Source organism: Alistipes indistinctus YIT 12060, from assembly GCF_025144995.1.
Lineage (GTDB): Bacteria > Bacteroidota > Bacteroidia > Bacteroidales > Rikenellaceae > Alistipes_A > Alistipes_A indistinctus.
In genome coordinates, this window is sequence record NZ_CP102250.1 from 2,611,974 (window position 1) to 2,638,037 (window position 26,064).

Sequence of the window (26,064 nt, forward strand, 5' to 3'; positions counted from 1 at the left end):
TTTTATTGTGCGGTGTTATTGTTATTTGAAAGGTGGCGTTTTTTATTTCTTATCTTAGGTTTCGATTTTTGCCGGGCAGGCGAGTTCGTCTCATAAATCTTAGCCAAACCCCGCATGGGATAAGTAATGTCGAACCAAACTTCGGTTAATCCGGTTCTGCGGGCATCGTCTTCCCGCAGGACTATTCTGTCGCAGGGAGTGCCGTCTTCCCTGTGAATTAACTCTTGGGATTCGATGCCTTGTATTTTGAGTATTGAGTATAAAAAGGCATATTCATCGGATACATTGACTACGATGAAAGGAACTTCTGCACTACCATTACCCAGCCAGTGCATGGCCGAAAGGCAAGTGAAAAACCGTGCGTAATAGGAGTCGAGCTCTTTGGAGGATTTGGTGCCGAGTTTTTGTGCCAGATTGGCCGCCAATATCAGGATATGGGGAGATGCGGGAGCCTGTTCGAGGGTCTTTTCGCATAGGTCGAAAGCGTCCTCTGTTTTGCCTTGTTGGAGTAGTTGGTTGATTTTTATTTCGGTAACTGGCATGTGGCCGTAGCTGTCGCGGTATGCATATCCGTAATAGAGGATCATTAGGTTGTTGACATCTTCGTGAAATACCGAGTCCGATTCGTTGATGACTTTGAACTTGTCTGTGAGGTACTGGAACAGGCTGTCGTTTTGCGCAGCGATTCCCCAGACTCTCATGTCCAACGTACTGTCTTGTGCATATGGGAATTTGGCTCGTTGTTCCAGCGTATATGCCATTCGCAGGGAGTCGTCGTGGGGCATCGGTGCCGGATCGTCCAAAACTGGGTTTTGTACTGCGGGCTGATCCTTGTGCTGAATTGTTTGGGCACAACAGAGCAGTGGGGACAGCCAAACGCAAATCGAAATAATGAATTTCATGACTCAGAAATTAGTTGAAAGCTCAGGTGAAGGCTAGTTTGGGTGCGGACGCACCTATTGCTGCCGGTAGATGGCTTTGCCGCTGCGTTCAGCGTTCCATTTTCCGTCGGCCTGTCCCACCGTGAGCGTGCCGTCGCTGGCGGCGCTCCATCGGTGGCCGTCGGAAGTTTTCCGGCGGTTCAGCAGGTAGGATTCCCGGCTGCCGGGCAGGAAGAGTTCCGACTGGAGCGAATCTTTTCCGAAAACCAGGTAGGCGGCCAGCGTGGCGTTCGGATCGGTTGCCGATACCAACCGGGTGCCCGCTTCGAAAATCCGGATGCACTTTTTCTGCACTTGCGACCATTGGTAACCGGCTGAGCCGATACAGCCGTGTTCGTCGCGGTCGCTGCCGGGCATTTGTTGTGCCGCAGCTGCTGTTTCTGCGGGAGTGCCTGCGGTAGCCGGGGTATCACCCGTTGAACCGGCGGTATTCGTCGCGGCAATAGGGGTTGAATCGGTATTTTGTGCGGCATTCTTTTGTTGTTGCGGACCGCATCCCGCCAGCAGCAATCCGAGGCAGAGCGAGGTTGCTATCCAAGGAAGGCGTGTCGTTTTATGCATGTCGTGTGGCTTTTTATGTGTTTGATAATGTGCTTTTACGGCGTCTGCAATATTTATATCAGTCCCGGCGTTTGCGGTCCGGCGGAAAACCTGTTTCTCGGATTTTGCGACGGGTGCTTCTTGTACGGTTACGATGAGCCGGTGGCGGCAGTTATAATTTTTCCAACGATCTGCGCACGAGCAGGCGGTGGAACGGACGGACGAAAAAGAAGTATGCTTTTCCCAGTGCGCGGTTGTATTTGACGATCGTAGTCACCGTAATACGTTGGCTTCCGCCGTTTTTAGGCGCGCATAGCAGCGAAACGGCGAACCAAAGATGCTTGTCGTTCATCCCGATTACGATTTCCCGGTCCGATCGGCACAGTATGCGGTTTGCGACCTGTTTTTCCAGGCTGCCGGTTTCGAGCCCGAACGGCTTGACCAGTATGTTCCGGAGTTTCATCAGCGCTCCGGCCAGTGGGGAAGGGTGGGTGAAAATAGCCTGCATCAGTTCCTCCGGTGTGGTTTCATCCCGGCCGGACACCTCTTTGCTGTAAGCGTCCGTATAGTTTGCCGGCAGGTATTGTGCCAGCAGCGATTTGTCCGGTACTGCTGAATTTTCGGTAACCATCTTTTGATCTTTTCCCCTTTTGTTTGGCCGGCTTTTGTCACCTGGGTTTTGCCTGGCGGCCGTTTGCCGTCTGCATTTTGGCGAACCTGCGAGACCTGTTGTTTGTCATACCCTAATTGTTTATCCCGGGCATTATGAGTGTCGCCAGTGTTACGGAACCAGTATTGCAGTTACTGCGGATGCTACGGTTGCCGCGAGAATCAGGAGTATTGCGGGTGTTGCAGATGCGGTGTGCCTGTGCGCTTATGTGTTTGTGCGCGGTTTACCCGTATGTGGTGTGTTTGTGTTTGCGTGTTCGGGGCCTGTGGGGTCTATCCGAAAAGGCTGTCCACGAATTCTTTGCGGTCGAATACCTGCAACTGGTCGATTCCTTCTCCCACGCCGATGTAGCGTACCGGGATTTTGAATTGGTCGCTGATGCCGATCACCACGCCGCCTTTGGCCGTGCCGTCGAGCTTCGTGATCGCGAGCGAAGTCACTTGTGTCGCCTGCGTGAATTGTTTTGCCTGTTCGAAAGCATTCTGGCCCGTCGATCCGTCGAGCACCAGCATCACGTCGTGCGGTGCATCGGGAATCACTTTGGCCATGACGTTGCGGATCTTCGTCAATTCGTTCATCAGGCCGATCTTGTTGTGCAGACGCCCTGCCGTGTCGATCAGTACCACGTCGGCGTCGTTCGCGACAGCCGAACGGAGCGTGTCGAAGGCTACCGAAGCGGGATCGGAGCCCATCTCCTGGCGGATCATCGGGACGCCCGCGCGTTCAGCCCAGACGCCGAGTTGGTCGATCGCTGCGGCGCGGAATGTATCGGCCGCGCCGATGTATACTTTCTTGCCCGCTTTTTTCAGTTGTGCGGCCAACTTACCGATCGTCGTGGTCTTGCCCACGCCGTTGACGCCGACGACCATCACTACGAACGGCTGCCCGTTCCGCTTCTCGAACGACAGTGCGCCTTCTGCGTCGCGGTTCTCCTCCAGCATCGCGGTAATCTCTTCGCGCAGGATCGCGTTCAGCTCGGCGGTATTCATGTATTTGTCCGCGGCTACGCGCTGTTCGATGCGTTCGATGATCCGCACGGTCGTATCGACGCCCACGTCCGAGGAGATCAGTATCTCTTCCAGGTTATCGAGCACCTCCTCGTCGACCTTCGACTTGCCGGCCACGGCACGCGCGAGTTTCGAGAAGACGCCTTCCTTGGTCTTTTCCAGGCCCTTGTCGAGGTCGGCCTTGTTCTCTTTCTTCGAGAAAATATTGAATAGTCCCATCGTGATTTTTATACTTGTTTGAATTTACCGCCGGAAGCAGGTTGCGGGCCGCCGGGTTGGTTCCGGTCGTAGGTTTCGGTTTCCGCTGTGCACATTCCGGCAGGTCGGTTTACCTGCCCTGGCCTATTTCCAACTCGGGTTCATGTTCTCGGATTGCCCCCGGTAACGGTTTGCTGCCACAGGGCCCTCAAAAATACAAAAAGCTCCTTAAATATTAAGGAGCTTTTTGTATTAAGATGCGGTTTCGCCTATTTTTTCGCGAAGAAATCCTTAACCTGTTCGTTGGGAACGATCTCGGCCTTGAATGCGTAAGCGCCGGTCTTTTCGGATTTAACCATCTTAATACACTTGGTAAACGCTTTACCAGTGCCGGTTTTGAGTGTTGCGACTACTTTCTTTGCCATGATTCAACCTTATTTGATTTCGCGGTGAACGGTTACTCGTTTCAGGATCGGGTTGTACTTCTTGCGTTCCATCCTGTCGGGGGTGTTCTTTTTGTTCTTGGTGGTGATGTAGCGCGACATGCCCGGCATCCCGCTCTCTTTCTGTTCGATGCACTCGAGGATCACCTGCACCCTGTTACCTTTTTTTGCCATGATGTTTCGGGATTGTTAATTAATACACTTTCCGGGGTGCGGCAGCTTCCCTCAGGGCTACTGACAGACCTTTTTTGTTAATGGTTTTCATGCCGGCGGCACTGACCTTCAGCGTAATCCATCTGCCTTCCTCTTCGCTCCAGAAGCGTTTGGTTTTCAGGTTGGGATTGAAACGCCTTTTGGTCTTCTTGTTCGAGTGGGAGACGTTGTTGCCGACCTGCGCCACCTTACCCGTGATTTCACAAATTTTCATACGACAATGCGTTTTTAATGTAGTTACTCCAAAAGGAGCGACAAATTTAGCGAAAATTATCGTTAATCACAACTTTTTACCGCTGAAACTGCCTCTAACCTGCAATTTGTTTCTGCCGAAGCGCCTTCAGGTCGTCGGCCGAATCCGAGATCAGCAGCAGCTTGTCGCCTGCCGTCAGGTGGGTGTTGCCGCTGGGGACGAAGAATCTGCCTTGTCGTTTGACCATGACGACCAGCGTATTGTCAGGCAGGTCGATCTCCATGAGCCGGTCTCCGCCGGTGAGCATCGCGGGGGTGACGTCCAGTTCGAGCATCGTCGATTTGATCTCGTCGGGCAGTTCGATACCGAACTCTTTTTTCTTCTTTGTGACGACCTTGCCCAGGCCGAGCAGCAGCGCCGAATAGTTGACCGTCGTGCCCTGGATCAGCAGCGAAAGGATCGTGATGAAGAAGACGATATTGAAGATCAGGTGCGCATGGTCGATGCCCGCCAGCAGCGGATAGGTGGCGAAAATGATCGGCACGGCTCCGCGCAGCCCGACCCACGAAACGTAGATTTTGGCCTTGCCGCTCATCTTGCGGAACGGCAGCAGGCAGAGCCAGACGCTGAGGGGGCGTGTCAGCAGGATCATCGCACCGCCTACGAGTAGGCCGATCCCGGCTACCGGTAACAGCTCCTTCGGGTTGACGAGCAGTCCCAGCGCCAGGAACATAATCAGCTGGAACAACCACGCGAAGCCGTCGAAGAAGGTGACTATGCTCTTTTTGTGCAGCATCTTGCGGTTGCCGATCACCAGTCCGGCCAGGTAGACGGCTAGGTAGCCGTTTCCTTTACACAGGTCGGTGAAGGCAAAGATGAAAAAGACGCAGGCCACCAGCAGGATCGGGTACAGTGCCTCGTTATCGATATTCAGCCGGTTGATCACATGCAGCGCGAGCCGTCCGAGCAGGTAACCCGCCACCGCACCTACGGCGAATTGCTGGAGCAGCATCAGCGCCGCCTGCGAAAAGCTCATATCGCCCGACTGGATGATCTGGATCAGCAGGATCGTCAGCATGTAGGCCATCGGGTCGTTACTCCCGCTCTCGAGTTCGAGCAGCGGGCGCAGGTTCTCTTTCAGGCGCAGGCCGCGCGAGCGCAGGATCGAAAAGACCGATGCAGAATCGGTCGAGGACATCACCGAGGCCAGCAGCAGCGATTCGGTGAACGTGAGGCTCGGGACGCCGGTCAGTATGCCCGAGATGCAGTAGATCAGTCCGCCGGTGAGCAGTGCGGTGAGCATGACGCCCAGCGTGGCGAGGATGATACCGGGCACCGCGACCGGTTTGATTTCGGAATATTTGGTATCCATGCCGCCCGAAAACAGGATGATGCTGAGGGCGATCATGCCGATGAATTGTGCGGCCGACGGGCTGTTGAACTGGATCCCGAGGCCGTCGCTGCCGAAAAACATGCCTACCCCGAGGAACAGCAGTAGCATCGGGACGCCGAATTTATATCCGGCTTTTCCGGCTATAATGCTGATAAAGAGTAGTATAGAACCTACCATTAGGATGTTTCCGGTGTCGAGGGTCATATTTGCGTCGGTTTTCGGATGGATATACGGGCGTACGGTCCCGGGAGGTCCCCTTATCGGTACCTGACTGGTGTCTGCACCTGTACTTACGAGGAAATCCCTTTGCTTAATTGAATTAAGGAAAAAGCGGGGAGGCGGACCGGTTCCTGCAAATATAAGCAAAAATCGTGTTTTTTTCGGAACGTGTTATCCGAAAGGACACTATGCGGGATAAAACGGACGAAACGTCAGATGTTGTCGCTGAGGGGCGGCTCTCCGAAACCCAGCAGTTGCAGCCGCAGCAGGTTGATGCAGTTCGACGAGGAGCGTTCGATGTTCTGGGCGCGTACCGATCCGAATACCAGGCAGTGGGAGTGTACCCCTTCCGGCGTGGCGACGGCCATCCAGACCGTCCCGACGGGTTTACCGGGCGTGCCGCCCGTGGGACCCGCGATGCCGGTCGTGGAGATGCCGTATGTGGCGCCTGTCGCGCGGCGCACCCCTTCCGCCATCTGTTCGGCGACGCTCCGGCTCACGGCGCCGTATCGGTTCAGGCTGTCGGGATCGACCCCCAGCAGCGCGGTTTTCACCTCGTTCGAATAGGCCACTACGCCTCCCAGGAAGTAGTCCGAGGCTCCGGGCATCGCGGTGAAACGGTGTGCGATGTTGCCTCCCGTGCAGGATTCGGCCGTAGCGAGCGTCTCGCCCCGGCTGCGCAGCAGCGATCCGGTCACCGATTCGAGTGTGTCGTCGCCGTATCCGACCAGGTAGTGCGGAATGAGGCCGGTCAGCCGGTCGAATTGCCGGCCGATCTCGCTGCGGGCCTTCTCCGGATCGGTTTCGTAGGCCGAAAGCCGCAGCCGGATGCAGAGCGCGCTGGGCAGGTAAGCCAGGCGCAGGTTCGCGGGCAGCGCCGCTTCCCACGGCGCGATCCGCTCGGCGAGGATCGATTCGGCCAGTCCGAAGGTGATCGCGGTGCGGTGAACGTTCGCATGCAGCGAGAAGTGCGTTCGCAGGCGCGGCAGTACTTCGTCCGTGACCAGCGCTTTCATTTCGAACGGTACGCCGGGCATTGACACCAATATTTTCCTGCCGCGCTCGAACCACATTCCCGGGGCCGTACCGTTGCGGTTCGGCAGTACCGTACAGCCGTCCGGCACGAGCGCCTGCCCCCGGTTCAGTTCGTTGAATGCGATTCCGCGTACGGCCAGTTGCCGCCGGACCGTTTCATACACCTGTTCATCGCGGACCAGCCTCATACCGAACAGCTCCGCGAGCGTATGTTTGGTGATGTCGTCCCGGGTAGGGCCGAGTCCCCCGGTGACCAGCACGATGCTTACCCGTGCGAGCGCTTCGTTCACGGCCCGCGCGATCTGGTCCGCATCGTCCTGTACCGAGGTGATCTGCGTTACTTTGATTCCGTCTTCGCCGAGCGTGCGGCCCAGCCATGCCGAATTGGTGTCGACGACCTGTCCGATCAGCAGTTCGTCGCCGATGGTGATAATTTCTGCCTGCATAGTAGCTTTGAATGAGTCCCTTGTGTGAATATATCGTGTTCCCGGTTAAGTTAATGCCGTATGGAACCCGTCGGCCGTTTATCAAAAAACGGCGCCAATGCGCCGTCTCTGTAACTTTTATAGGGTGTTGCGTGTGTCGGGGCTTTCGGCCGCTTTGGCTTCGCGTGCCGCGTGTTCCTTGCGGACAGCCTCTTCCTTGAGGCGCTTGCAAATGCGTTTGGCAAAGCCGGGCCCGTTGTAGATGAAGCCGGTGTAAACTTCGATCAGGCTCGCGCCCGCCTCGAGCATCGCCACGGCATCGTCCTCGGTCATGATTCCGCCCACCCCGATGATCGGGAAGCGTCCTTCGGTCTTTTTATGGATGTAACGTACCATTTCGAGCGAACGATCGGTCAGCGGGCCGCCGCTCAGTCCTCCGTTGCCGATCTCGGCCACGAGGTCCGACGGGGTCAGCAGCCCTTGGCGGCTGGTGGTCGTGTTCGTCGCCACGATACCGTCCAACCCGTTTTCGACCAGCACTTCGATCATTTCGTCGATCTGTTCGTCGCTCAGGTCGGGCGAAATTTTCAGCAGGATCGGGCGGTAGTGGTTCTGTCCGCGGCGAAAGTCGATCAGCCCTTCGAGCAGTTTTTTGAGGTGTTCCTTGTTTTGCAGGCACGAGAGGTTCGCTACGTTCGGGCAGCTCACGTTGATGACGAAGTAGTTGACGTATTCGTACAGGCTGCGGAACAGGCGCAGGTAGTCGGCCGGGGCTTTTTCGTTCGGGGTCAGCGTGTTTTTGCCGAGGTTCCCGCCCAGCACGACCGGATGCCGCCGGTGGTAGAAGCGGTTGCGGCGGTGCAGTCGGTGCACGGCGCTCGCCACGCCCTGGTTGTTGAAACCCATGCGGTTGATCAGCGCGTGGTCCATCGGCAGCCGGAACAGCCTCGGTTTCGGGTTTCCGGGCTGCGCGAGCGGCGTGATCGTGCCGACCTCGACGAACCCGAAGCCCAGCGATGCCATCTCTTCATACACCTCGGCGTCTTTGTCGAAGCCTGCGGCCAGTCCCACCGGATTCGGGAAACGGATGCCGAACACCTCGCGCACGAGCGACGGGTGTCGTGTCGTGTAGAACATCCGCAGCAGCAGGCGTCCGCCGGGAATATAGTGCAGGACGCGCATCGCCGCCATAATCAGGTGGTGGATCGTTTCGGGAGGGAGCTGGAACAGCAGCGGGCGGATCAGTTGCTTATACATGGTCGGATGATGTGAAATCTTTGGCAAAGATATATAAATGTGTGAGAATATCCTATTCGGGCCCCTTTCAGCGCGGTTTTGATTTCGAAAAGTGTGCCGCAGCCGCAAAATTTGATTATCTTAGCGTTCGGCAAATGGACGGTAGCCGGTTCCCGCCCCGAAAGGGGTGGTCCGGTTCCGGTTTTTTCAAACCTAAAACGACGACTTTTAACCATGACAGGAAGGGAACGGGCCCTGGGGGCCTTTAACCGCACCGGATACGATCGTATCCCGGTCAAACACGAGGGTACGCCCGAGGTGAACCAGATGATTATGGACCATTTCGGGCTGACGAATATGGAACAGCTGCTCCGCGTGGTGGGCGACGATTTCCGCTATGTGGAACTGCCTTACACGGGGCCGGAGCTGCGCACTTTTCCCGACGGCAGCATGGAGGGTTACTGGGGCGAGCGTTACAAATACGCGCAGTTCGAAGGGGGTAAGTACCTCGAGCCCTCTTACCTGCCCTTTGCCGGGATCGACAAGCTCGAAGAGCTCGACCGCTCTCATTTTCCGTCGTCCGACTGGTTCGACTACTCGACCGTCCGCACGCAGTGCGAACAGATCCGCGATGCGGGCTACGCCGTCTGCTTCGGAACGGCCGGGGATATGGATTTCATCAACAGCATCGCCCGGGCGCGGGGCACCGAGCAGGTGCTGATAGACCTGATTACCGACAACGAGGTCTACCTCGATATTATGCAGGCCCGCTTCCGTTTTTACTACGAGATGCACGAGCGGGTATTGCAGGCGGCCGGCGGACTGGTCGATTTCACCCATATCGGCGAGGACCTCGGCACCCAGATCGCGCAGATCATCGATTTCGACACTTTTGACAAGCACTTCGCGCCGAAGCTGAAGGCCTATTTCTCGATGGTGCACGGTTACGGCGCCCGCACGATGATGCACATGTGCGGTTGCGTGCGCGCGTTCCTGCCGCGGCTGATCGAATTGGGGCTCGACGTGTACGATGTGGTGCAGCCGACCGTTCCGCAGATGGATATCGAAGTGCTGCAAAAGGATTTCGGCGACAAGATCAATTTCTGCGGCAGCGTCTGCGTCCAGAGTACGCTCGCGTTCGGCACGGTAGACGATGTGGTGCGCGAAGTGGAACGGCGCAAACGGCTTTTTCCCGAAGGAGGCCTGTTTCTCGGTCCGTCGCATGCGATCCAGGTGGGTACGCCGCTCGAAAACATCCTTGCGATGTACCGGACGGCGGGCAGCCTCACCGAAGAGGTGGACGACTCGATCCTGGCGATCAGCGAGGGGCGCGATGCGACCACCATCAACATGTCCAAATTGTTCTGATCTGTCCTGCCCGGAGGAATGTAAAATTCCTCACCGGTAAATCTGCTGTAATAGAAATCCCCGGCGTTGCGGCGTACGGGGATTTTTGTATTGGGAATGACCGGCTGTGTCGGGATGTTGTGATGCCTGCCTGGGGTGGATGCCGATCCTGGACCGGATTAAAAATATTCGGTGCGGTAGGGGTAGTTGTTGCGCAGCTCTTCGAACCGTTCGGGGTGTTGTTTCAGGTAGGTCGTTTCAGCTTCGATATCGAAATAACGCGGCAGGCTCCGTTGCAAACCGTCCCATGTGACCGACCGGTCCGGTACGGTAGGGGTGACCTGCGGCGGATACCACTCTGTCAGCGGTAATCCGTAAAGCTCGCTCACCGACCGGACGACGGCGGCCGTTCCGGCGGCCTTGCCCTGCACCGAATAGCCTGCGATGTGCGGTGTGGCGCAAAAAGCCCTCGCCAACAGTTCTCGGTCGATTCCCGGTTCGTGGTTCCAGGTGTCGATGGCGGCGTACGTAATATGTCCTTTACGCAGCGCGTCGAGCAGCGGGCCGTCCTGCATCACCGGCCCGCGCGAACAGTTGATGAAAGCCGAACCGGGGCGCATCCGGGCGAAGAACTCCCCGGAGGCCATTCCTGCCGTTTTATCCGGGCCTTCGGTCGTGAACGGGACGTGCAGCGTAACGATATCGCTCAGGGATAACAGTTCGTCCAGTGTCAGGAAACCTAAACCCGGGGTGAGGCGCATCCTCGGCGGGTCGCAGCACACGACGCGAAAACCGAGCAACCGTCCGTACTCTTCGACCAGCGAACCCACGTGCCCTACGCCGACTATTCCCAGTGTCCGTTCAGATGGCTGCCAGCCCGGTTCCGCTCCGAGGCGGCACAGTACGGCCATGATGTATTGCAGTACCCCGCGCGCATTGCATCCGGCCGCCGTGGTGACGCGGATGCCGCGACTGCGGCAGTAGTCCGTGTCGATGTGGTCGAAGCCGATAGTGGCGGTGGCGATCAGCCTTATGCGCGAACCTTCGAGCAGGGCGCGGTCGCAGCGGGTGCGGGTGCGGGTAATCAGCACCTCGGCCCCGCGCACATCGTTGGCCGTGATGGCGCTTCCTTTCAGGTAACGCACTTCGGCGTACGGTTCGAGCACCCCTTCCAGGAAAGGGATGTCGCGGTCGGCTATGATCAGCGGTTTGGTTTGCATGTTTTGTCGGGTTTTGGCCGGGAGCGGGCGGCGGTTGAGCGGAACGTCCCGTTACCGCAAAGTTAGCAATAACTTTCGCACGTTGTTATCCGGCGGCAATTCCGCTTCGTCTCATTGTCTTGTCTCCCAATATCTAAGACCAATAAAAACCACCGCCGCGGACCGAAAGTCTGCGGCGGTGGCCACCCAACTTAATGTATTGATTATGAAAAACGGACTCCCGGCCTCTGTTCTCCCAACGATACCCGGAATCTGCCTATATAACGCAACCCCCTCGGGCGATATTGTGACGGAACGGGCTATAAAATCGCCCCGGAGGGCGTTTGGGACGGTAACCTGTTGAAATCCACGGCCAGGGGTGCGGAAAAAATCGCATATCGGCAACTTTTCTTATCTTTAACCCGGAATTTGACCCGGGAAGCTTGATCGGGACTTTATCCGCAACCGGTGGAGAAAGAGTGCCGGGTGTATTGCTGCACCCGTGGCATCTATTGCCGGGAGTTCGGATAAAGAACGCGGGTATGGCATGGACGGGGAGGTGGAATGCGGCATTTTGAACTCATTCTGCCGTTCCGGGAGATTTCCCTGCGCGCGATGTACGGACCGGAGTGTCCGTGAGTTTTCCGTGCGGGAAAAGGCGCGCGGCCATGTCCTGTAAAACCGATACAAGAAAATAAAAACAGATAACATAACCGAATCGATATATGGAAAAAAATGTGGCTGCGGATTTCGATCCGAATGCTCCGGGCATCAACAACGGTTGTTATTTCGGACTGCCTTTCACGCCGGAAGAGGCTCAGCTCGTGCTGCTGCCCGTACCGTGGGAGGTCACGGCGTCGTATGGCGGCGGGACGGCTTCCGCACCCGATGCGATCCTCGATGCGTCGATGCAGGTAGACCTTTATGATATACACTATCCCGGCGGATGGGAGCGCGGGATCGGCACCCTCGAGATGGACGATACCCTTCAGCCGCGCAGCGCGCGGCTGCGGCAGGAGGCGCTGCGCGTGATGTCGCACCTGGAGGGCGGCGGCAGTCCCGAGTCCGAACTGATGCAGCGCCGCCTGCGGCGCATCAACGAAGCGTCGGCGGAGCTGAACGACTATGTTTACGGCGAGGCGAAACGATGGCTCGATGCGGGGAAAAAAGTGGGGGTCGTGGGCGGAGACCACAGCGTGCCGCTCGGGCTAATCCGGGCGGTGGCCGGGCGGTATCCCGGCGTCGGCATCCTGCATGTCGATGCGCATGCCGACCTGCGCGAAGCTTACGAGGGCTTCACTTATTCGCATGCGTCGATCATGTACAATGCGCTGCACGAGGCCCCGGGCGTCGGGGCGTTGGTGCAGGTGGGCATACGCGATTTTTGCGACGAGGAGCTGGAGGTGGCCCGTGCCGACGAAAGGGTGGTGCAGTTCACCGACTACGAGTTGGCGGCGGCGCAGTTCGAAGGTGAGACGTGGCGCACGGTATGCGACCGGATCGTTGCAGCGCTGCCGCGGCAGGTTTATGTCAGCTTCGATATCGACGGGCTGAGCCCGGACAACTGTCCGCATACCGGCACGCCGGTACCGGGCGGTCTGTCGTTCCGCGAGGCGGTTTACCTGCTCGCAGCCGTGGTGGAGTCGGGACGCGAGATCGTCGGCTTCGACCTGTGCGAAGTGGGGCCGTCGCGCGACGGCGAATGGGATGCGAACGTCGGGGCACGGGTCTTGTACAAATTGTGTAACCTGACCCTCAAATCCTGCTAATACTTATAGTAAATATATGGCCCATAACGTAAGTTTTGCCACGCGGCGTAAAATTTTCAACTTCTCGGAACGCTACTATTGGTTTATGCACAGCCCGTGGGCGGGCGGCGTGATGCTGGTGGTATTCATGGTGCTGGCCCTCGTGCTGGGCAACCTGCCCGCGACCAAAGGGTGGTACTACGGCATCCTGCAGAGTCATTTCACGATCGGCTTCGACGGATTCGCCCTGTCGAAGAGCATCGAGCACTGGATCAACGACGGGCTGATGGTGATCTTCTTTTTCTATGTCGGACTGGAGATCAAGCGTGAAATTATCGCCGGCGAACTGTCGAGTCCCCGCCAGGCGGCGATGCCCATCGCGGCGGCCGTCGGCGGAATGTTGTTTCCGGCAGCCATTTACCTGGTCTTCAATCACGGTAACGACTATGCGTCGGGGTGGGGTATTCCGATGGCCACCGATATCGCATTTGCCATCGGTGTGCTGTCGCTGTTGGGCAACCGGGTGCCGTTGTCGCTGAAAGTCTTCCTGACGGCCCTGGCGATCGTCGACGACCTCGGGGCGATTCTGGTGATCGCGCTGTTCTATTCCACCGAGATCGATTTTACGTTGCTGATCGCGGCGGGAGCCGTATTCGGGTTGCTGATCCTGCTCAACCGGATGCATGTCTATGCGATGAAATTCTACCTTATTCCGAGTATCGTACTCTGGATACTGTTCCTCTATTCGGGCGTGCATGCGACCATCGCCGGCGTGTTGATCGCGCTGACCATTCCGGCCGTTCCGCGCTATTCGAAACCCTATTTCATCCGCAAAACGCGCCACTTCATCAACGAGTTCCGCCGGCAGGACCGTGCCGGAGTCGAGGTGCTTTGCAATCCGCGGCAGCTCAAAACACTGCTGACGAAGCGGAAAGTGACTGCCGGGACGATCAGTCCCGCCCAGCGGCTCGAACATTCGCTGCACCATACGGTGGCGTTTTTTATCATGCCGGTTTTCGCGCTGGCCAACGCCGGGGTCGAGTTCGCCGGAGCCGAAGACCTGCATATCCTGTACAGTTCGCAGGGCCTCGGCATCATTCTCGGGCTCGTGGTCGGAAAACCGTTGGGCATCATGCTGATGAGTTATCTGGTCTACCGCCTCGGCCTGGGCAGCCTGCCGCACGGTGTGAGCTGGAAGGCCCTGGCGGGCGTGGCCTGTTTGGCCGGTATCGGGTTTACGATGTCGATTTTCATCGATAACCTGGCTTACGATAATCCGGTTTACGTCTCCTCGGGCAAGATTGCGATCCTCGCGGCTTCGACGCTGGCGGCCGTGGTCGGCCTGGTGGGCTTGCAGCTGGCCCTGCGGCGTACCCGTACGGTGGTTCAGGGGCCGGGCAGCGTTTATGCCGCTGAAAATAATTCGTAAAAAATGTTCGGGATTCGCTTAATTTGCTTATGTTTGCACTTGTGACGCCGGGCGGTGGGGAATGCGCTGCACGGTTTTTGTTCCGCTCAATTCATATTCATTAACAATAATTTGCAGTAAAAGATGAAAAAAATTGCTATTCTGGGTGCGGTTGCAGCTGTTGTGTTCAGCTCCTGCGGCACCGGTGCCGGAAGCCTCAAGACCGAACAGGATTCGCTGGCTTATGCCGTAGGCCTCGACTTCGGTAATTATGTCAAAGGGGTGGACAGCACGCTGGACGTGAACGTCATTGCAGCCGGCATTAAGGCCGTTCTTGCCAACGATACCACGACGATGACCCGCGAGGCGGCTTACAACTTCATGCGCGACTACTTCATGGTGCGTAAGCCCAAAAAGGAAAAAGAGGCCAGCGAGAAGTTCCTGCAGGACGCAGAGAAGAACAACGCCAACGCCAAGAAAACGGCATCGGGCCTGATCTATGAGATCGTGACCCCGGGCGACGAAGCCGCCAAACCCAAAGCGATCGACACGGTTCGCGTCGTTTACGAGGGCAAGCTTAAGACCGGCAAGGTATTCGATTCTTCTAAGGAGCGTAATGATACCGTTAAATTCGCAGTCAATCAGGTGATCCCGGGTTGGACCGAAGGTATCCAGCTCGTAGGCAAGGGCGGTGAGATCAACATGTGGATTCCGTCGGAACTCGCTTACGGTGAACGCGGTGCCGGTCAGGCCATCGGCCCGAACGAGGCGCTCCAGTTCAACGTCAAGGTGATCGACGTGATCCCCGGCGATTCGACCAAAGCTAAGAAATAATTGCGGCTCCAACGACCGGAGCGGAGATGAATTTCCGGGGCGGTCCGCGTGACGCGTAATTCATTCGGGCGGGAAGACTGTTAAAGTCTTCCCGCCTTGTTTTATTGCGTTTTTTTATTTGCAGGCATGGCGGTCAGCGTGGCTGGGCTATGGTATGTCGCGGCACAACACGGCACGCACATATCGCATGCGCGGTACTGCATGGCATTGCGATGTGTGGATGCGGGAGTGGTTTATTTGACGATAATCGTCGAGATGACCTCGAGTCCGGAAAGTCGGTTGATCTCTTCCTTGAGGACGGCGCGGCGCATGAAGACTTCGTTGCGTGCCACAGAGGAGCTGATGTAGACGAAAAGCCGGCCGTTTTTGACTTCCATACGCGTCGTGTAAGAGGCGATCACGGATCCTACCAACAGCGGCCAGCGGTCGGGTATCTTCGCCTCGGCGATCTTCCGGGCGATTGTCGGCGTGGATTTGAACAGTTCGTCCAACGCCTCTCCTATACGTATGGGTTCTTTGCGTCTCATGGTCGGTTCGTTTGCTGCAGGGGTATTCCTGCAAGCGCCGGTCGGGGGGATGCCGGTTTATCTGTCTGTCTGTCTGTCTGTCTGTCTGTCTGTGATCGTGTTAGCCGGCGATGATTTTTTTATCCGAGCCGACGCCCGCTTCCCGGCTGCGATTCTTAGGGTATTGTAATCAGAAATAGGGTATTGTCTAAATCTTGTAAGGAGGACTCCTAGTGCCCCTGAAAGGTCTGTCGCCCTGTTCAACAAAGTCAGCCGGTCATTCGGGCCTCCGGTCGATTAAGGCTCCTGTCCCGTTGAGGACAGTTCCGGTTGCGGTGCGGCGACGGTGCCGTCGGCGACACTGAAAAGCGTATAGTCGCAGCGGTTGCCGCTCAGGATGCCTTCGAGCCGCACCTTGTTGCAGTCGGTGATGAAAATCTGTCCGAAGCGTTCGTCCGAAACGATGCCGATCAACTGTTCGACCCGCTGCATGTCGAGCTTGTCGAAGATGTCGTCCAACAGCAGGATGGGACGGTGGCCGCAGTGTGCGGCGACGATGTCGTACTGCGCGAGTTTCAGCGCGACGAGGAAAGATTTTTGTTGTCCCTGCGAACCGTATTTGCGCAGCGGATAGCCGCCGATACTCATGCGGATGTCGTCACGGTGCACGCCGCCGGTAGTGAACTGGTTCACGAGGTCTTTCGTCCGCGTGAGGCGCAGCAGTTCGTCCATCGGCGTCTCGTTCAGTTCGGAGCGGTAGGTCAGCTCCACCTGCTCACGGTCTTCGGAGAGCTTCAGGTAAGCCTGTGCCGCCAACGGGGCCAGCTCTTCGATCAGCTCCCTGCGCCGTTTGTGGAGCGCGGTGCCGAGCGCGGCGAGCTGCATGTCGAACACTTCGAGTATTTCGTTGAAATTCGCAGAGCCCTGGTTCTTGAGCAATTTGTTGCGTTCGGCCAGGATGTGGTTGTACCGGATCAGTGCCGAGAGGTAGTCGCGGTCGAGTTGCGAGATGAGGCTGTTGAGGTAGCGCCGCCGCTCCTCGCCCGATTCGTTGATCAGCGCCGTGTCCGACGGGGCGATCATGACGATGGGCAGCAGTCCGATGTGGTCCGAGAGTTTTTCGTACTCTTTGCCGCCGCGGCTCAGTTTTTTCGCGTTGCCTCGTTGGTAGGTGCAGACGATAGTCTCGTTGCGGCCGGTCGGAGTGCTGTAAATGCCGTTGACGACGAACCCTTCGTCGCCGTGGCGCACGCACTGAGAGTCCGAGAGGCCGAAAGCGCTTTTGCACATCGACAGGTAGTGGATGGCGTCCAGCAGGTTCGTTTTGCCCGTGCCGTTGTCCCCCACGAAACAGTTGATGCGCGGCGAAAAATCGAGCTGCGCCTCGCGGATGTTTTTGAAATTGAGCAGGGAAAGTCGGTTCAGGTGCATCTTTCAGGAAAAGCTTTCGGGGACGGGGTGCCGCCTGTTTTTCTTTCACAAAGAAATGAAAATATCTCCGGAAACTGTTTTAAATTGATGAAAAAAGGTTACTTTTGCAAAATCCAATCAGTTTCCAAATTTAATTTTCAACAGATTATGGCAGACAAGAAGGCACAGGAAAGCCTCGATCCCGAAGTTAAGATCCAGTCGGCGATCGGCAACACCGAGAACTTTATCATGCGCAACGGACGCAAACTGCTCATCGCGCTGATCGTGGTCTTTGTGATTGTCGGAGGCTTCTACGGCTATAAATATTTCGTTGCCGGCCCGCGCGCCGAAAAGGCAGCCTCGATGATGTTCATGGCTGAGCAGCACTTCGTTGCGGACTCGTTCAACCTCGCGCTGAACGGCGACGGCAATTTCGACGGCTTTTTGAAGGTGATCGACAAATACGGTTCGACGCCCCAGGGGAACCTCGCCCAGCATTATGCCGGTATCTGCTACCTGCAGTTGGGCCAGTACGAGGAGGCTTTGGCGCACCTGAAGAAATACAGCGCCCCGAAAGGAGTCCCCGGTGCGTTGCTCGAAGCGCAGAACTACGGCCTGCAGGGCGATGCATGCGTACAGCTGCAAAATTACAAAGAGGCCGCTTCGATGTACCAGAAGGCCATCGGTGCGAGCGACAACGGGCTGACCGCGCCTTATTACCTGAAGAAGATCGGTCTGGTGTACGAGAAGCTGGGCGACAATGCTAAGGCGCTCGAGGCCTACAAGACGATCAGCGGGTCGTATGCCGGCAGTATGGAGGCACGCGACATCCAGAAATATATCGGCCGTCTCGAACAGCTTTAACTGCGGGGCGCGCTGCAAGGCAGCCGGGGCGACCGGGACGCGTCTCATCGAGGATGCGAACCGTTGAGAGTGCAGCATAACAGACCAATGAAGGTTGCCTTCCCCGGACGGCAACCTTTTTCAACCTCAAAAGATACAAACGATTATGGCAACCATTCATAAAAACCTTTCGGTGATCGAAGGCGCGCTGCCTTCTGCATCCGGCATGAAATTCGGTATCGTGGTATCGGAGTGGAACACGCAGGTCACTGCGGCCCTGCTCGACGGCGCGATGCGGACGCTCGTTGCGGCCGGGTGCGCCGAATCCGATATTACGGTCAAACGCGTACCGGGTACGGTCGAGCTGACCCTCGGCGCACAGTTCTTTGCCGAATATACCGATGTCGATGCGGTGATCGCACTGGGTTGCGTTGTCCAGGGGGAGACGCGCCATTTCGATTACGTGTGCCAAAGCGTAACGCAGGGGGTGACGGACGTGATGCTGACGTGGAATATGCCGGTGGCGTTCGGCGTACTGACGACCGACGATATGCAGCAGGCGCTCGACCGGGCCGGCGGAAAATACGGGAATAAGGGCGACGAAGCGGCAGTAGCTGCGATCCGGATGGCGGCCCTGCAGCTCGAAATGGAACAGGAAGATCCTGACCCGGGCCGGGAACGCGAGGGGGAGCGTGATCGTAGCCGTCGCAATCAGAACAATGTGAACTGAGCGCTGCTGGCTTCGGATGGGCAGGATGTTGCGAGGATAAATTGTACCGGCCTGTTAGGCTTGTAACTTGATAAGCACGGGAGGGCCCCTATCCGTCGGATAGGGGCCCTCCCGTGCTGTTTTTACGCTTATTCTATTGTTTGTGGACGGGGCGCTGCGTCCATCTTCGCGGTTCCGGACGGGTGTTTTTGCGTTGTCCGGTATTATGCCGGCAGAGTATGTTTTGCAGAATGTCCGGTTTTTTAACCTGTTTATTGTTTATCGGATAGAACCGATCAGCCGGCCGGCCATCAGGTTGAAATACCGTTTGCCGGCATAGCCGTCGATGCTGACGAGGCCCTGCACCGAGGCGGTGAACGCTTCGTCGCAGTGCCCGAGCATTGCGCGGGTGAGGGGCTCTTCGCGCATGGGGACATCCTCTTTGCGGCAGGCCCCGAAGATCAGTCGCCGCATCACGCTGTCCGTCGCGCCGCAGGCCAGCGGAGAGGTCAGTACCTCGCGGCCGAAAACAACGAACAGCGGTTCATCCCCGACATTGGTCAGTACGCCGTCGAAGTTTTCGACGACGGCCGCTTCGCATCCCGCCCGCTCGGCGACCGAAAGACCGTAGCCTGCGATTTGTTGAGAAACGGTCGTCGGATATCCCATGTACAGGTATTCGCACGGGAAGATCGAGAGAGTCAACCTTTTGTGCCAGAGGGTGTAACCGGAGTAGTAAAGCGGGGCGGCGGTGTCCAGCATCCAGCATGGCGAAGGTTCGCCGTCGAGTCCCTGCGGGCAGAGGAGCAGCCTGAGGCTGTTGCCCAGTCTGGGACAGCGGTTTTCGGAGAGAAGTTCCCCGATGCATGCCTGTAGCGTTTCGGTATCCGGTGCGGGGCACGGCCGGTCGGGGTAGACGGCGGCGAAAGCCTGGCGCACGATTTCGAGGTGCATTTCCGGATGGAGTGCGCGGTGAGCGGTCGTATGGATGATCTGGTACAGCGCGGGCATCGATGTGAGCGCTTCGGGACGGATACCCGCTGTGTCGGGTGTCGTCAGCTCTCCGTTGTAGCAGATGCGGGCAGCCATAGCGAGGGTTATTTGGTCAGGTTGTCCCAGAAAACCGAGAAAAACGACGGGTTCATCAGCAGCGGGAAGAGGAAGCCGAACAGCGCACCGAACAGGTGTGCGAAGTGGTTGATCCGGTCGCCCTGGTGCCGTCCCATGTAGGACGAGTAGCCGATGTAGAGTAGTCCGAAAATGATGCCGGGAATTGGAATGACGCCCAACAGGTAGATTTTGCTCCACGGGTTGAAGAAGATCGATGCGAAAACGACGGCCGAAACGGCTCCCGATGCGCCGATGGATGCGTAGCGCGGGTTGTTGCGGTAGCGGATCAGGTCGTAAACCGAAGCGGCGACCATGCCGCCGAAATAGAGCAGCAGGTACCATAGGTCGCCGTTGGAAACCAGCCCGATCTGCTGGTATGCACCGAAAAAACGTTCGATGAACTGTCCGAACGACAGCAGTACGAACATGTTCACGGCCAGGTGGACATAATCGCCGTGTACGAAGCCGTGCGTGATCACCCGCCACCACTGGCGGTCGTGGACGACCCGGTACGGGACGAGCGAGAGTCGGTCGAACAGCGTCCGGTTGCGCAGTGCGGCGATCGAGACGATGACGGTGAGGAAGATGATGATATAGGTCATGGCGTTGGTTCTGTTTTATGTGCGGCACGGTTCGTTCCGCCCTGGGGTGGCGTCCTGCTGCCGGAACGGGAAATTCGCCTGAAATCTGTTTGCCGGCCGTTTGTCCGTCGGGTTGGATGTTGCAACTGCCCTTTCGAACAAATCTCGGGCCTGATAGTACGGGGGAGTCGGTTAAAGGATCAGGATTTTCAACAGCAACTCCTTGAGCAGTTCGCCGTCGTCGGCCTGTCCCGTGTTCATCCCTTTGCTTTTGAGGTCGTATTCGCGCAACAGCCCGAGGATCATGAATACTTTGTTATTGGGGTAGGCCGAAGCGGCCTGCGTGTACTCTTTGAGAAAAAAAGCGTTGGGCAGTTTGAGCATCCGTGCGAGCTCCATCTCCGAGGGCATCGGGGTTCCTTTGCGCCGCGAGAGCCAGCGTTGGTAGTTGACGATGAAGATGCGCTGGAAATGCGTGAACAGCGCGCTGAGCGTCAATAGCAGCGGGTTGTCTTTCGGGTTGCGCGCGAAGTGGTCGGCGATCTGCATCGCCTTGGCCATGTTCTTTTCGGACAGGGATTTCGTGAGCTCGAAATTGTTGAAATCCTTGCTGATCCCGATGTTCGCTTCGATCTGCTCGGCGGTGACGGTCCTGGTACCCTGTGGCAGGTAGGTGAGCAGCTTGCCCAGTTCGTTGGTCATCTTCGCGATGTCCGCACCGAGGTGGTCGGTCAGCATCGCGGCGGCCTTCGCGTCGAGCGTGAAACCTTTGCTGCGCGCATATTCGGAAATCCATGCCGGGAGCTCGTAATCGCGCGGCCGCACGCTCTCGAAGACGATACCTTTGGCCTCGATATGCTTGTAAAGTTGCCAGCGCTTGTCCATGTTTTTCTCCTTGTGGCACAGTACGAGGATCGTCGTTGCGGCAGGCGCCTGCGTGTAGAGCGAAAGCTTTTCCAGGCCGCGCAGCTGCTGCGCTTCCCGGACGATCACGACCTGGTAGGCGCCCATCATCGGCATCTGGCGGCAGAGGTTGATTACGGCGCCTGCTTCGCTCTCCTTGCCGTAGACGACTACCTGCCCGAAAGCCCGTTCGGCTTCGGTGAGGATACTTCCGGCGAGCAGGCCGGTCAGCGAGTCTATAAAGTAAGGTTCGTCGCCCATCAGCAGGTACACCGGTGCGAACTGCCGCGCCGCAATCTGCTTGCAGAGCGCGGCGTGCATATCGACGGAGTCGCGGAACGAACGTTTGCCGGATTTGGCCATAGCTGTACGTTTTGCGGAAAGGTTGCCGCTTGGCGGCCTGTATCGGCGTGCCGTCGGCGATTGCCCCGGTCGGGTTATCGGGCCGTTCCGTGCGCTGTACCTTATACCCTGTATAGTCCCGGTAACAGCCCGCACAAAGATAACAAAATTTATGCTGGGCCGTTACCGGGTCTGAAGTTGGCGCGATCGATTTTCCGGGCTTGCTGCCGGCCTGGCCCGTATCGGGTTTTACTGGGCTTGGTGCTGCGGGCGCAGCAGGTCGCCCACGACCTTGACCGGAGAGAAAATGGTGACGGGCACTTCCACGAAAACGGTGTTCCAGTGCGCCATCGAACCGTTCCACAGTCCCGGCAGCTCCTGGGCGAGCAGTTCGCGGCCGCTTTTCGACTTTTGGCTGATGAAGCCGGTCGACGGATCGACATATTTGCGCAGGTCAAAGTGTTCGCCCCGGTAATTTTTCGTGCCGCACACGACATCCACCGGGTTGAAATGCGTTGCGGCGTTCATCAGCTGGCGCTGGCCCGGGGCGATTTGCGACGACTCGGCGATTTGCAGCGACTGACTCCCGTCGGGTGCGGTCACCCAGAACGGGCCGCCGCCCGGTTCGCCTTCGTTGCGCACCATACCGCAGACCCGGATGGGCCGGTCGAGCAGCTTATAAAGCAGGTCGGCCCGCTGCAACAGGCTTAACCGTTCGAAATCGCGCGGCAGCCGCTGTCCGAGGCGCTCCTCGGTGAAGCGTGCGATCTCGCCGATCAGCACTTTGTCGTTGAGTCCGTTGTAGAGGCTGCGCAGGTAGGAGTGGCAGCGTTGCTGCAAGGCGAGCATCACTCCGCCGATTACCTTCTTGTAGGTGACGGTATCGGTTTTCAGCCTGTCGGGCGCCACGTTGTCGATGTTTTTGATGAAGATGACGTCGGCATCGATCTCGTTGAGGTTTTCGAGCAGCGCGCCGTGTCCCGCCGGACGGAACAGCAACGAACCGTCTTCCTCGCGGAACGGTTCCCCGCCGGGTGTGGCGGCGATCGTATCGGTGGACGGTTTCTGCTGTGAGTAGCTGATCTCGTACCGGACGCCGTAGCGCTTTTCGAAGGCAGGGAGCACCTGCCCGACGCGCGCCTTGAAAGCGTTGAGATGTTCGGGCGAAACGGTAAAATGGACGTTCACCTTCCCGTCGCGGTCGGCGGCGTAGAGCGCCCCTTCGCTGAGGTGTTCCTCGAGCGCGGTGCGGTTCCCGTCGCCGTAGCGGTGAAACAGGATGAGCGCTTTGGGCAGGCTGCCGTAACCGAGCCCTTCCCGAGCGACGATTCCGCGGATGATTTTTTCGGGGGCCGTCTCGCCGCCGAGCCTGCTGCGCAGTTCTTCCGCGAAGGCGAACTTGTCGAGGTTCGCGAGGAGCTCTTCCGTGGCGGGATTCGAAACCCCGCTTTCCAGGTATTCGAACAGCGCTTTGAACATCCGCGTGGCTGCACCCGAGGCCGGGACGAATTTTACGATGCGCTTGCCCTGTGAGAACTCGTCGTAGCGCTTGGCGTATTCGGCCACCTGCCGTTCGTCGAGGGTCCGGATGCCGTCGTCCGCAACAGCGGGCCGGTCGATATTCAGGTAGGGAAAGCCGCTGCCGAAGTAGGACATCTGCCGTTCGACCTGTTCGGGGGTGAGCCCGTGCGCGCTGATCTGCGCCAAATCTTTGTCTGTAAACATATTTAATATTTTTTGGAGTGCATACGGAATAAAAACAACTAAAGTTAAGAAAAAATCGCCGGACAGCCAGCGGTTTTTGCCGAAAAGTGAATGTCCACGATGATTTGCGGGGGCCGGACGGTTTGCGGTACAGAATCATGCGCAGCTTCGGATCAGGGAAGGGCGGGATGTGAAGCTGCCGGGGAAAGAGGACTATTGGGAAAAGAGGACTATTGGGATAGGAAATAAGACGAGGAACGCCGGTGCGGGCCGGAATGGGAAACAGGATGGATTTGCGGCCGGATCCCGGAGAATGGGCTTTATAATACCAATTGTCATACAAATTGGCTACATTTGTATCACGGTTCGCGGTACGGTCCGTGCGACGGACACCGTCCGCCGTATTGCGGGACGGGAGACAAGCGGCGTTACAACTCGGATGACGAATGGAAAACAGCAAAACCAACATATCCCTCAGGGCATTGAACAGTTTCGGGGTCGAGGCCTCGGCGGCACGGTATGCCGAATTTTCGGACGCGGAGCAGCTCCGGGCGTTTTTTGTGCGCCAACGGGAGACCGGTGAACCGTGGTATGTGCTCAGCGGCGGCAACAATGTGCTTTTTACCCGGGACTATCCCGGTACGATCCTGCACCCTGTAGCGCGGGGTGTCACACGGCTTTCCGCAGGGGCGGACAAGGTGCTGGTACGTGCCGAAGCCGGTGTGGAGTGGGATGATTTCGTGGCATGGGCCGTCGGGTGCGGTTACGGCGGAGTGGAGAACCTCTCGCTGATTCCGGGTTATGTGGGCGCCGCGCCGGTGCAGAATATCGGGGCGTACGGCGCCGAGGTGAAGGATGTGATCCGCGAGGTGGAGCTCTACCGTCCGGATCTCGACCGGGTGGAGGTGCTTGCCGGTGAAGCGTGCGCTTTCGGTTACCGGGACAGCGTGTTCAAGCGTGAATTGCGCGGCCGTGCGATCATCCTTTCGGTGACTTTCGCACTGGACCTGAATCCCGTGTTCCGGCTCGGTTACGGCGACCTGAATGCGAAGGTCGCGGAGGCTGGCGGCCCGACGTTGCAGCGCGTGCGCGATGCGGTGGTCGGGATTCGCCGCAGTAAACTTCCCGATCCGCAGGAACTGGGCAACGCCGGCAGCTTTTTCAAAAATCCCGTGGTGCCGCGCGAGTTTGCGCTGCGTCTGCGCGAACGCTGTCCCGACATGCCTTTTTACGACGTGGATGCGGAGCGTGTGAAGCTCGCAGCGGGTTGGCTGATCGACCGTGCGGGCTGGAAAGGAAAACGCGAGGGATGTGTCGGGATGCACCAGCGGCAGGCACTGGTCCTGGTCAATTACGGCGGGGCGTCCGGCAGCGAGGTGCTCGCTCTGGCTCGCCGTGTGCAGCAGGAGGTCCGGGAACGTTTCGGCGTGGATATCGAAATGGAAGTCAATGTATTATAAAGGCCGGTTGTTGTAATAAAGTTCGATATGGAGACTTTGCTGGGTAAATTCGAAAATTATGTGGCCGAGCATAACATCTGCTCGCACGGGGATCGCATCCTGCTGGCTGTCAGCGGCGGTGTCGATTCGATGGTGATGTTGTCGCTGTTCGCCCAGTCGGGTTACAGGATCGGCGTAGCGCACTGCAATTTCCAGTTGCGGGGCCCCGAGGCCGAAGAGGACGAACAGTTGGTGGCGGAGTGTGCCGAAAAGCTCGGTGTACCGCACTACAACATCCGCTTCGATACGCTCCGGGAGATGGAGCGTACCGGGGAATCGGTGCAGATGGCTGCGCGGAGGTTGCGCTACGACTGGTTCGACAGCCTCTGCGACGAACACGGTTATACGCACATCGCCATTGCCCACCACGGAGACGATTCGGTGGAGACTTTTTTCATCAACCTGTTGCGCGGCACCGGGCTGCGCGGACTGACCGGAATCAGTGTGACCAACGGGCGGCTGATCCGGCCGCTGCTCTTCTCCACGCGCAAGGAGATTTTAGACTATGCGCTGCAAAAGAAGATTCCTTTCCGCGAGGATTCGTCGAACGCTTCGACCAAATACCTGCGCAACAAAATTCGGCTGGGCATCGTCCCCCGTATCAAGGAAATTTCGCCGCAGTTCACCGAAACGATGACTTCGAATGTCGAACGGCTGACCGCCGCACAGGGGTTTATCGACCGTGGTATGGCGCTGCTGCGCCAGCAGGTGGTGCTCAGCCGGGGCGATGTCCATACGATCGAGGTAGACCGGATCGATCCGATGCTGCCCGTCCAGTTCGTCGTGTACGAATTGCTCCGGGGCTTCCATTTCAACCCGGAGGTAATCAACCAGCTCTACCACAGTTTTGAAAACGAAGGACAGAGCACCGGCAAGCATTTTTATTCGCGCGATTATGCGGCCTATATCGACCGCCGCAGGATTATCGTCATGCCGATCCCTGCGGACGATACGTGCGAACTGGAGGCCGACGCGCAGACGCGGCGACTTAGTTGCGGCGGCAATATCATTCGGTTCGAACGCCTCGAGGTCGACGACCTCGATACGTTGCAGCAGCCCGATAACGTGGCCCTGATCGACGAATCCAAACTGCGGTATCCGCTCCGGGTGCGCCGCTGGCGGGATGGCGACAGTTTCGTGCCGTTCGGGATGTCGGGGCACAAAAAGGTGAGCGATTTCCTGGTCGACAGCAAGGTGTCGTTACCCGACAAACGGCGGCAGTTCGTCGTCGTATCCGACGGAGAGATCGTTTGGATCGTCGGCCGCAGGGTGGACGAGCGCTTCCGGGTCGGTTCCGCTACCGAAAATGTTTTGCGGCTCACTGCCGAGATAGATCCGGCGTAGCGGGGGATGCGCCTGCGGTGGTTCCGTATCCGCGAGACGACCGCAGGATTAGCCCCGGACGGTT

General features: G+C 57.8%; 25 protein-coding genes. 8 read left to right on the plus strand and 17 right to left on the minus strand.

Annotation, left to right across the window (positions count from 1 at the left end; translation table 11 throughout):
* Positions 1 to 2: 2 nt before the first annotated feature.
* The 10 genes from NQ495_RS10745 to NQ495_RS10790 all read right to left on the minus strand — a co-directional run bounded on the left by NQ495_RS10745 (position 3) and on the right by NQ495_RS10790 (position 8,534).
* Positions 3 to 902 carry a DUF4919 domain-containing protein gene (locus NQ495_RS10745; protein WP_009133262.1) on the minus strand — a complete coding sequence of 300 codons (900 nt, stop codon included), beginning with the start codon at positions 900 to 902 and terminating at the stop codon, positions 3 to 5.
* Positions 903 to 956: 54 nt separating this feature from the next.
* Entirely contained in the window at positions 957 to 1,502 is a 546-nt protein-coding gene (locus NQ495_RS10750) for a hypothetical protein (protein ID WP_009133263.1), read from the minus strand.
* 151 nt (positions 1,503 to 1,653) lie between these two features.
* Complete coding sequence (locus NQ495_RS10755) at positions 1,654 to 2,112, minus strand: DUF2867 domain-containing protein (protein WP_009133264.1); 459 nt, start codon at positions 2,110 to 2,112, stop codon at positions 1,654 to 1,656.
* Positions 2,113 to 2,423: 311 nt separating this feature from the next.
* On the minus strand, positions 2,424 to 3,377 hold the full coding sequence (gene ftsY / locus NQ495_RS10760) for a signal recognition particle-docking protein FtsY (protein ID WP_009133265.1): 954 nt from the start codon (positions 3,375 to 3,377) through the stop codon (positions 2,424 to 2,426).
* 248 nt (positions 3,378 to 3,625) lie between these two features.
* Positions 3,626 to 3,781, minus strand: a complete 156-nt coding sequence (locus NQ495_RS10765; RefSeq protein WP_009133266.1) for a DUF4295 domain-containing protein — start codon at positions 3,779 to 3,781, stop codon at positions 3,626 to 3,628.
* 9 nt (positions 3,782 to 3,790) lie between these two features.
* On the minus strand, positions 3,791 to 3,973 hold the full coding sequence (gene rpmG, locus NQ495_RS10770) for a 50S ribosomal protein L33 (RefSeq protein ID WP_009133267.1): 183 nt from the start codon (positions 3,971 to 3,973) through the stop codon (positions 3,791 to 3,793).
* Positions 3,974 to 3,992: 19 nt separating this feature from the next.
* Positions 3,993 to 4,226, minus strand: a complete 234-nt coding sequence (rpmB, locus tag NQ495_RS10775; protein WP_009133268.1) for a 50S ribosomal protein L28 — start codon at positions 4,224 to 4,226, stop codon at positions 3,993 to 3,995.
* Positions 4,227 to 4,320: 94 nt separating this feature from the next.
* Positions 4,321 to 5,802 carry a potassium/proton antiporter gene (locus NQ495_RS10780; protein WP_009133269.1) on the minus strand — a complete coding sequence of 494 codons (1,482 nt, stop codon included), beginning with the start codon at positions 5,800 to 5,802 and terminating at the stop codon, positions 4,321 to 4,323.
* 227 nt (positions 5,803 to 6,029) lie between these two features.
* Positions 6,030 to 7,298 (minus strand): competence/damage-inducible protein A, encoded by a 1,269-nt coding sequence (locus tag NQ495_RS10785; RefSeq protein ID WP_009133270.1) that lies wholly within the window; start codon positions 7,296 to 7,298, stop codon positions 6,030 to 6,032.
* A gap of 117 nt (positions 7,299 to 7,415) precedes the next feature.
* On the minus strand, positions 7,416 to 8,534 hold the full coding sequence (locus NQ495_RS10790) for a quinone-dependent dihydroorotate dehydrogenase (RefSeq protein ID WP_009133271.1): 1,119 nt from the start codon (positions 8,532 to 8,534) through the stop codon (positions 7,416 to 7,418).
* Between the two features lie 213 nt (positions 8,535 to 8,747).
* Here NQ495_RS10790 and NQ495_RS10795 point away from each other — a divergent pair, with 213 nt between their 5' ends.
* Positions 8,748 to 9,881 (plus strand): uroporphyrinogen decarboxylase family protein, encoded by a 1,134-nt coding sequence (locus NQ495_RS10795; protein ID WP_009133272.1) that lies wholly within the window; start codon positions 8,748 to 8,750, stop codon positions 9,879 to 9,881.
* A gap of 158 nt (positions 9,882 to 10,039) precedes the next feature.
* Here NQ495_RS10795 and NQ495_RS10800 read toward each other — a convergent pair whose 3' ends face one another.
* Entirely contained in the window at positions 10,040 to 11,080 is a 1,041-nt protein-coding gene (locus NQ495_RS10800; protein WP_009133273.1) for a 4-phosphoerythronate dehydrogenase, read from the minus strand.
* 704 nt (positions 11,081 to 11,784) lie between these two features.
* On the opposite strand from NQ495_RS10800, the gene NQ495_RS10805 reads away from it, so the two are divergent.
* The 3 genes from NQ495_RS10805 to NQ495_RS10815 all read left to right on the plus strand — a co-directional run bounded on the left by NQ495_RS10805 (position 11,785) and on the right by NQ495_RS10815 (position 15,049).
* A complete protein-coding gene (locus NQ495_RS10805; RefSeq protein WP_009133274.1) occupies positions 11,785 to 12,828 on the plus strand; it encodes an agmatinase family protein in 1,044 nt (347 codons plus the stop codon).
* Positions 12,829 to 12,844: 16 nt separating this feature from the next.
* Positions 12,845 to 14,236, plus strand: coding sequence for a Na+/H+ antiporter NhaA (gene nhaA / locus NQ495_RS10810; protein ID WP_009133275.1), 1,392 nt, complete (start codon positions 12,845 to 12,847; stop codon positions 14,234 to 14,236).
* A gap of 123 nt (positions 14,237 to 14,359) precedes the next feature.
* On the plus strand, positions 14,360 to 15,049 hold the full coding sequence (locus NQ495_RS10815) for an FKBP-type peptidyl-prolyl cis-trans isomerase (RefSeq protein WP_009133276.1): 690 nt from the start codon (positions 14,360 to 14,362) through the stop codon (positions 15,047 to 15,049).
* A gap of 233 nt (positions 15,050 to 15,282) precedes the next feature.
* Here NQ495_RS10815 and NQ495_RS10820 read toward each other — a convergent pair whose 3' ends face one another.
* The gene (locus tag NQ495_RS10820; protein ID WP_009133277.1) at positions 15,283 to 15,576 is read right to left on the minus strand and encodes a DUF721 domain-containing protein; all 294 of its coding nucleotides are present in this window, start codon (positions 15,574 to 15,576) and stop codon (positions 15,283 to 15,285) included.
* Positions 15,577 to 15,852: 276 nt separating this feature from the next.
* Positions 15,853 to 16,986 carry a DNA replication/repair protein RecF gene (gene recF / locus NQ495_RS10825; RefSeq protein WP_009133278.1) on the minus strand — a complete coding sequence of 378 codons (1,134 nt, stop codon included), beginning with the start codon at positions 16,984 to 16,986 and terminating at the stop codon, positions 15,853 to 15,855.
* Between the two features lie 147 nt (positions 16,987 to 17,133).
* Between recF and NQ495_RS10830 the strand changes: the two genes are divergently transcribed.
* The gene (locus NQ495_RS10830) at positions 17,134 to 17,829 is read left to right on the plus strand and encodes a tetratricopeptide repeat protein (protein WP_040294342.1); all 696 of its coding nucleotides are present in this window, start codon (positions 17,134 to 17,136) and stop codon (positions 17,827 to 17,829) included.
* A gap of 145 nt (positions 17,830 to 17,974) precedes the next feature.
* A complete protein-coding gene (gene ribH, locus NQ495_RS10835; protein WP_009133280.1) occupies positions 17,975 to 18,538 on the plus strand; it encodes a 6,7-dimethyl-8-ribityllumazine synthase in 564 nt (187 codons plus the stop codon).
* 258 nt (positions 18,539 to 18,796) lie between these two features.
* Here the strand turns inward: ribH and NQ495_RS10840 are convergent, their stop codons facing one another.
* The 4 genes from NQ495_RS10840 to NQ495_RS10855 form a co-directional block, all read right to left on the minus strand.
* On the minus strand, positions 18,797 to 19,606 hold the full coding sequence (locus NQ495_RS10840; RefSeq protein ID WP_009133281.1) for an aminotransferase class IV: 810 nt from the start codon (positions 19,604 to 19,606) through the stop codon (positions 18,797 to 18,799).
* Positions 19,607 to 19,614: 8 nt separating this feature from the next.
* Positions 19,615 to 20,229, minus strand: coding sequence for a rhomboid family intramembrane serine protease (locus NQ495_RS10845; RefSeq protein WP_009133282.1), 615 nt, complete (start codon positions 20,227 to 20,229; stop codon positions 19,615 to 19,617).
* A 171-nt stretch (positions 20,230 to 20,400) separates the two neighbouring features.
* A complete protein-coding gene (gene holA, locus NQ495_RS10850; RefSeq protein WP_009133283.1) occupies positions 20,401 to 21,474 on the minus strand; it encodes a DNA polymerase III subunit delta in 1,074 nt (357 codons plus the stop codon).
* A gap of 228 nt (positions 21,475 to 21,702) precedes the next feature.
* On the minus strand, positions 21,703 to 23,178 hold the full coding sequence (locus NQ495_RS10855; protein ID WP_009133284.1) for a DUF4301 family protein: 1,476 nt from the start codon (positions 23,176 to 23,178) through the stop codon (positions 21,703 to 21,705).
* Positions 23,179 to 23,603: 425 nt separating this feature from the next.
* On the opposite strand from NQ495_RS10855, the gene murB reads away from it, so the two are divergent.
* Both murB and tilS read left to right on the plus strand, forming a co-directional pair.
* The gene (gene murB, locus NQ495_RS10860; RefSeq protein ID WP_009133285.1) at positions 23,604 to 24,617 is read left to right on the plus strand and encodes a UDP-N-acetylmuramate dehydrogenase; all 1,014 of its coding nucleotides are present in this window, start codon (positions 23,604 to 23,606) and stop codon (positions 24,615 to 24,617) included.
* A 27-nt stretch (positions 24,618 to 24,644) separates the two neighbouring features.
* The gene (gene tilS, locus NQ495_RS10865; protein ID WP_009133286.1) at positions 24,645 to 26,000 is read left to right on the plus strand and encodes a tRNA lysidine(34) synthetase TilS; all 1,356 of its coding nucleotides are present in this window, start codon (positions 24,645 to 24,647) and stop codon (positions 25,998 to 26,000) included.
* Positions 26,001 to 26,064 lie beyond the last annotated feature (64 nt).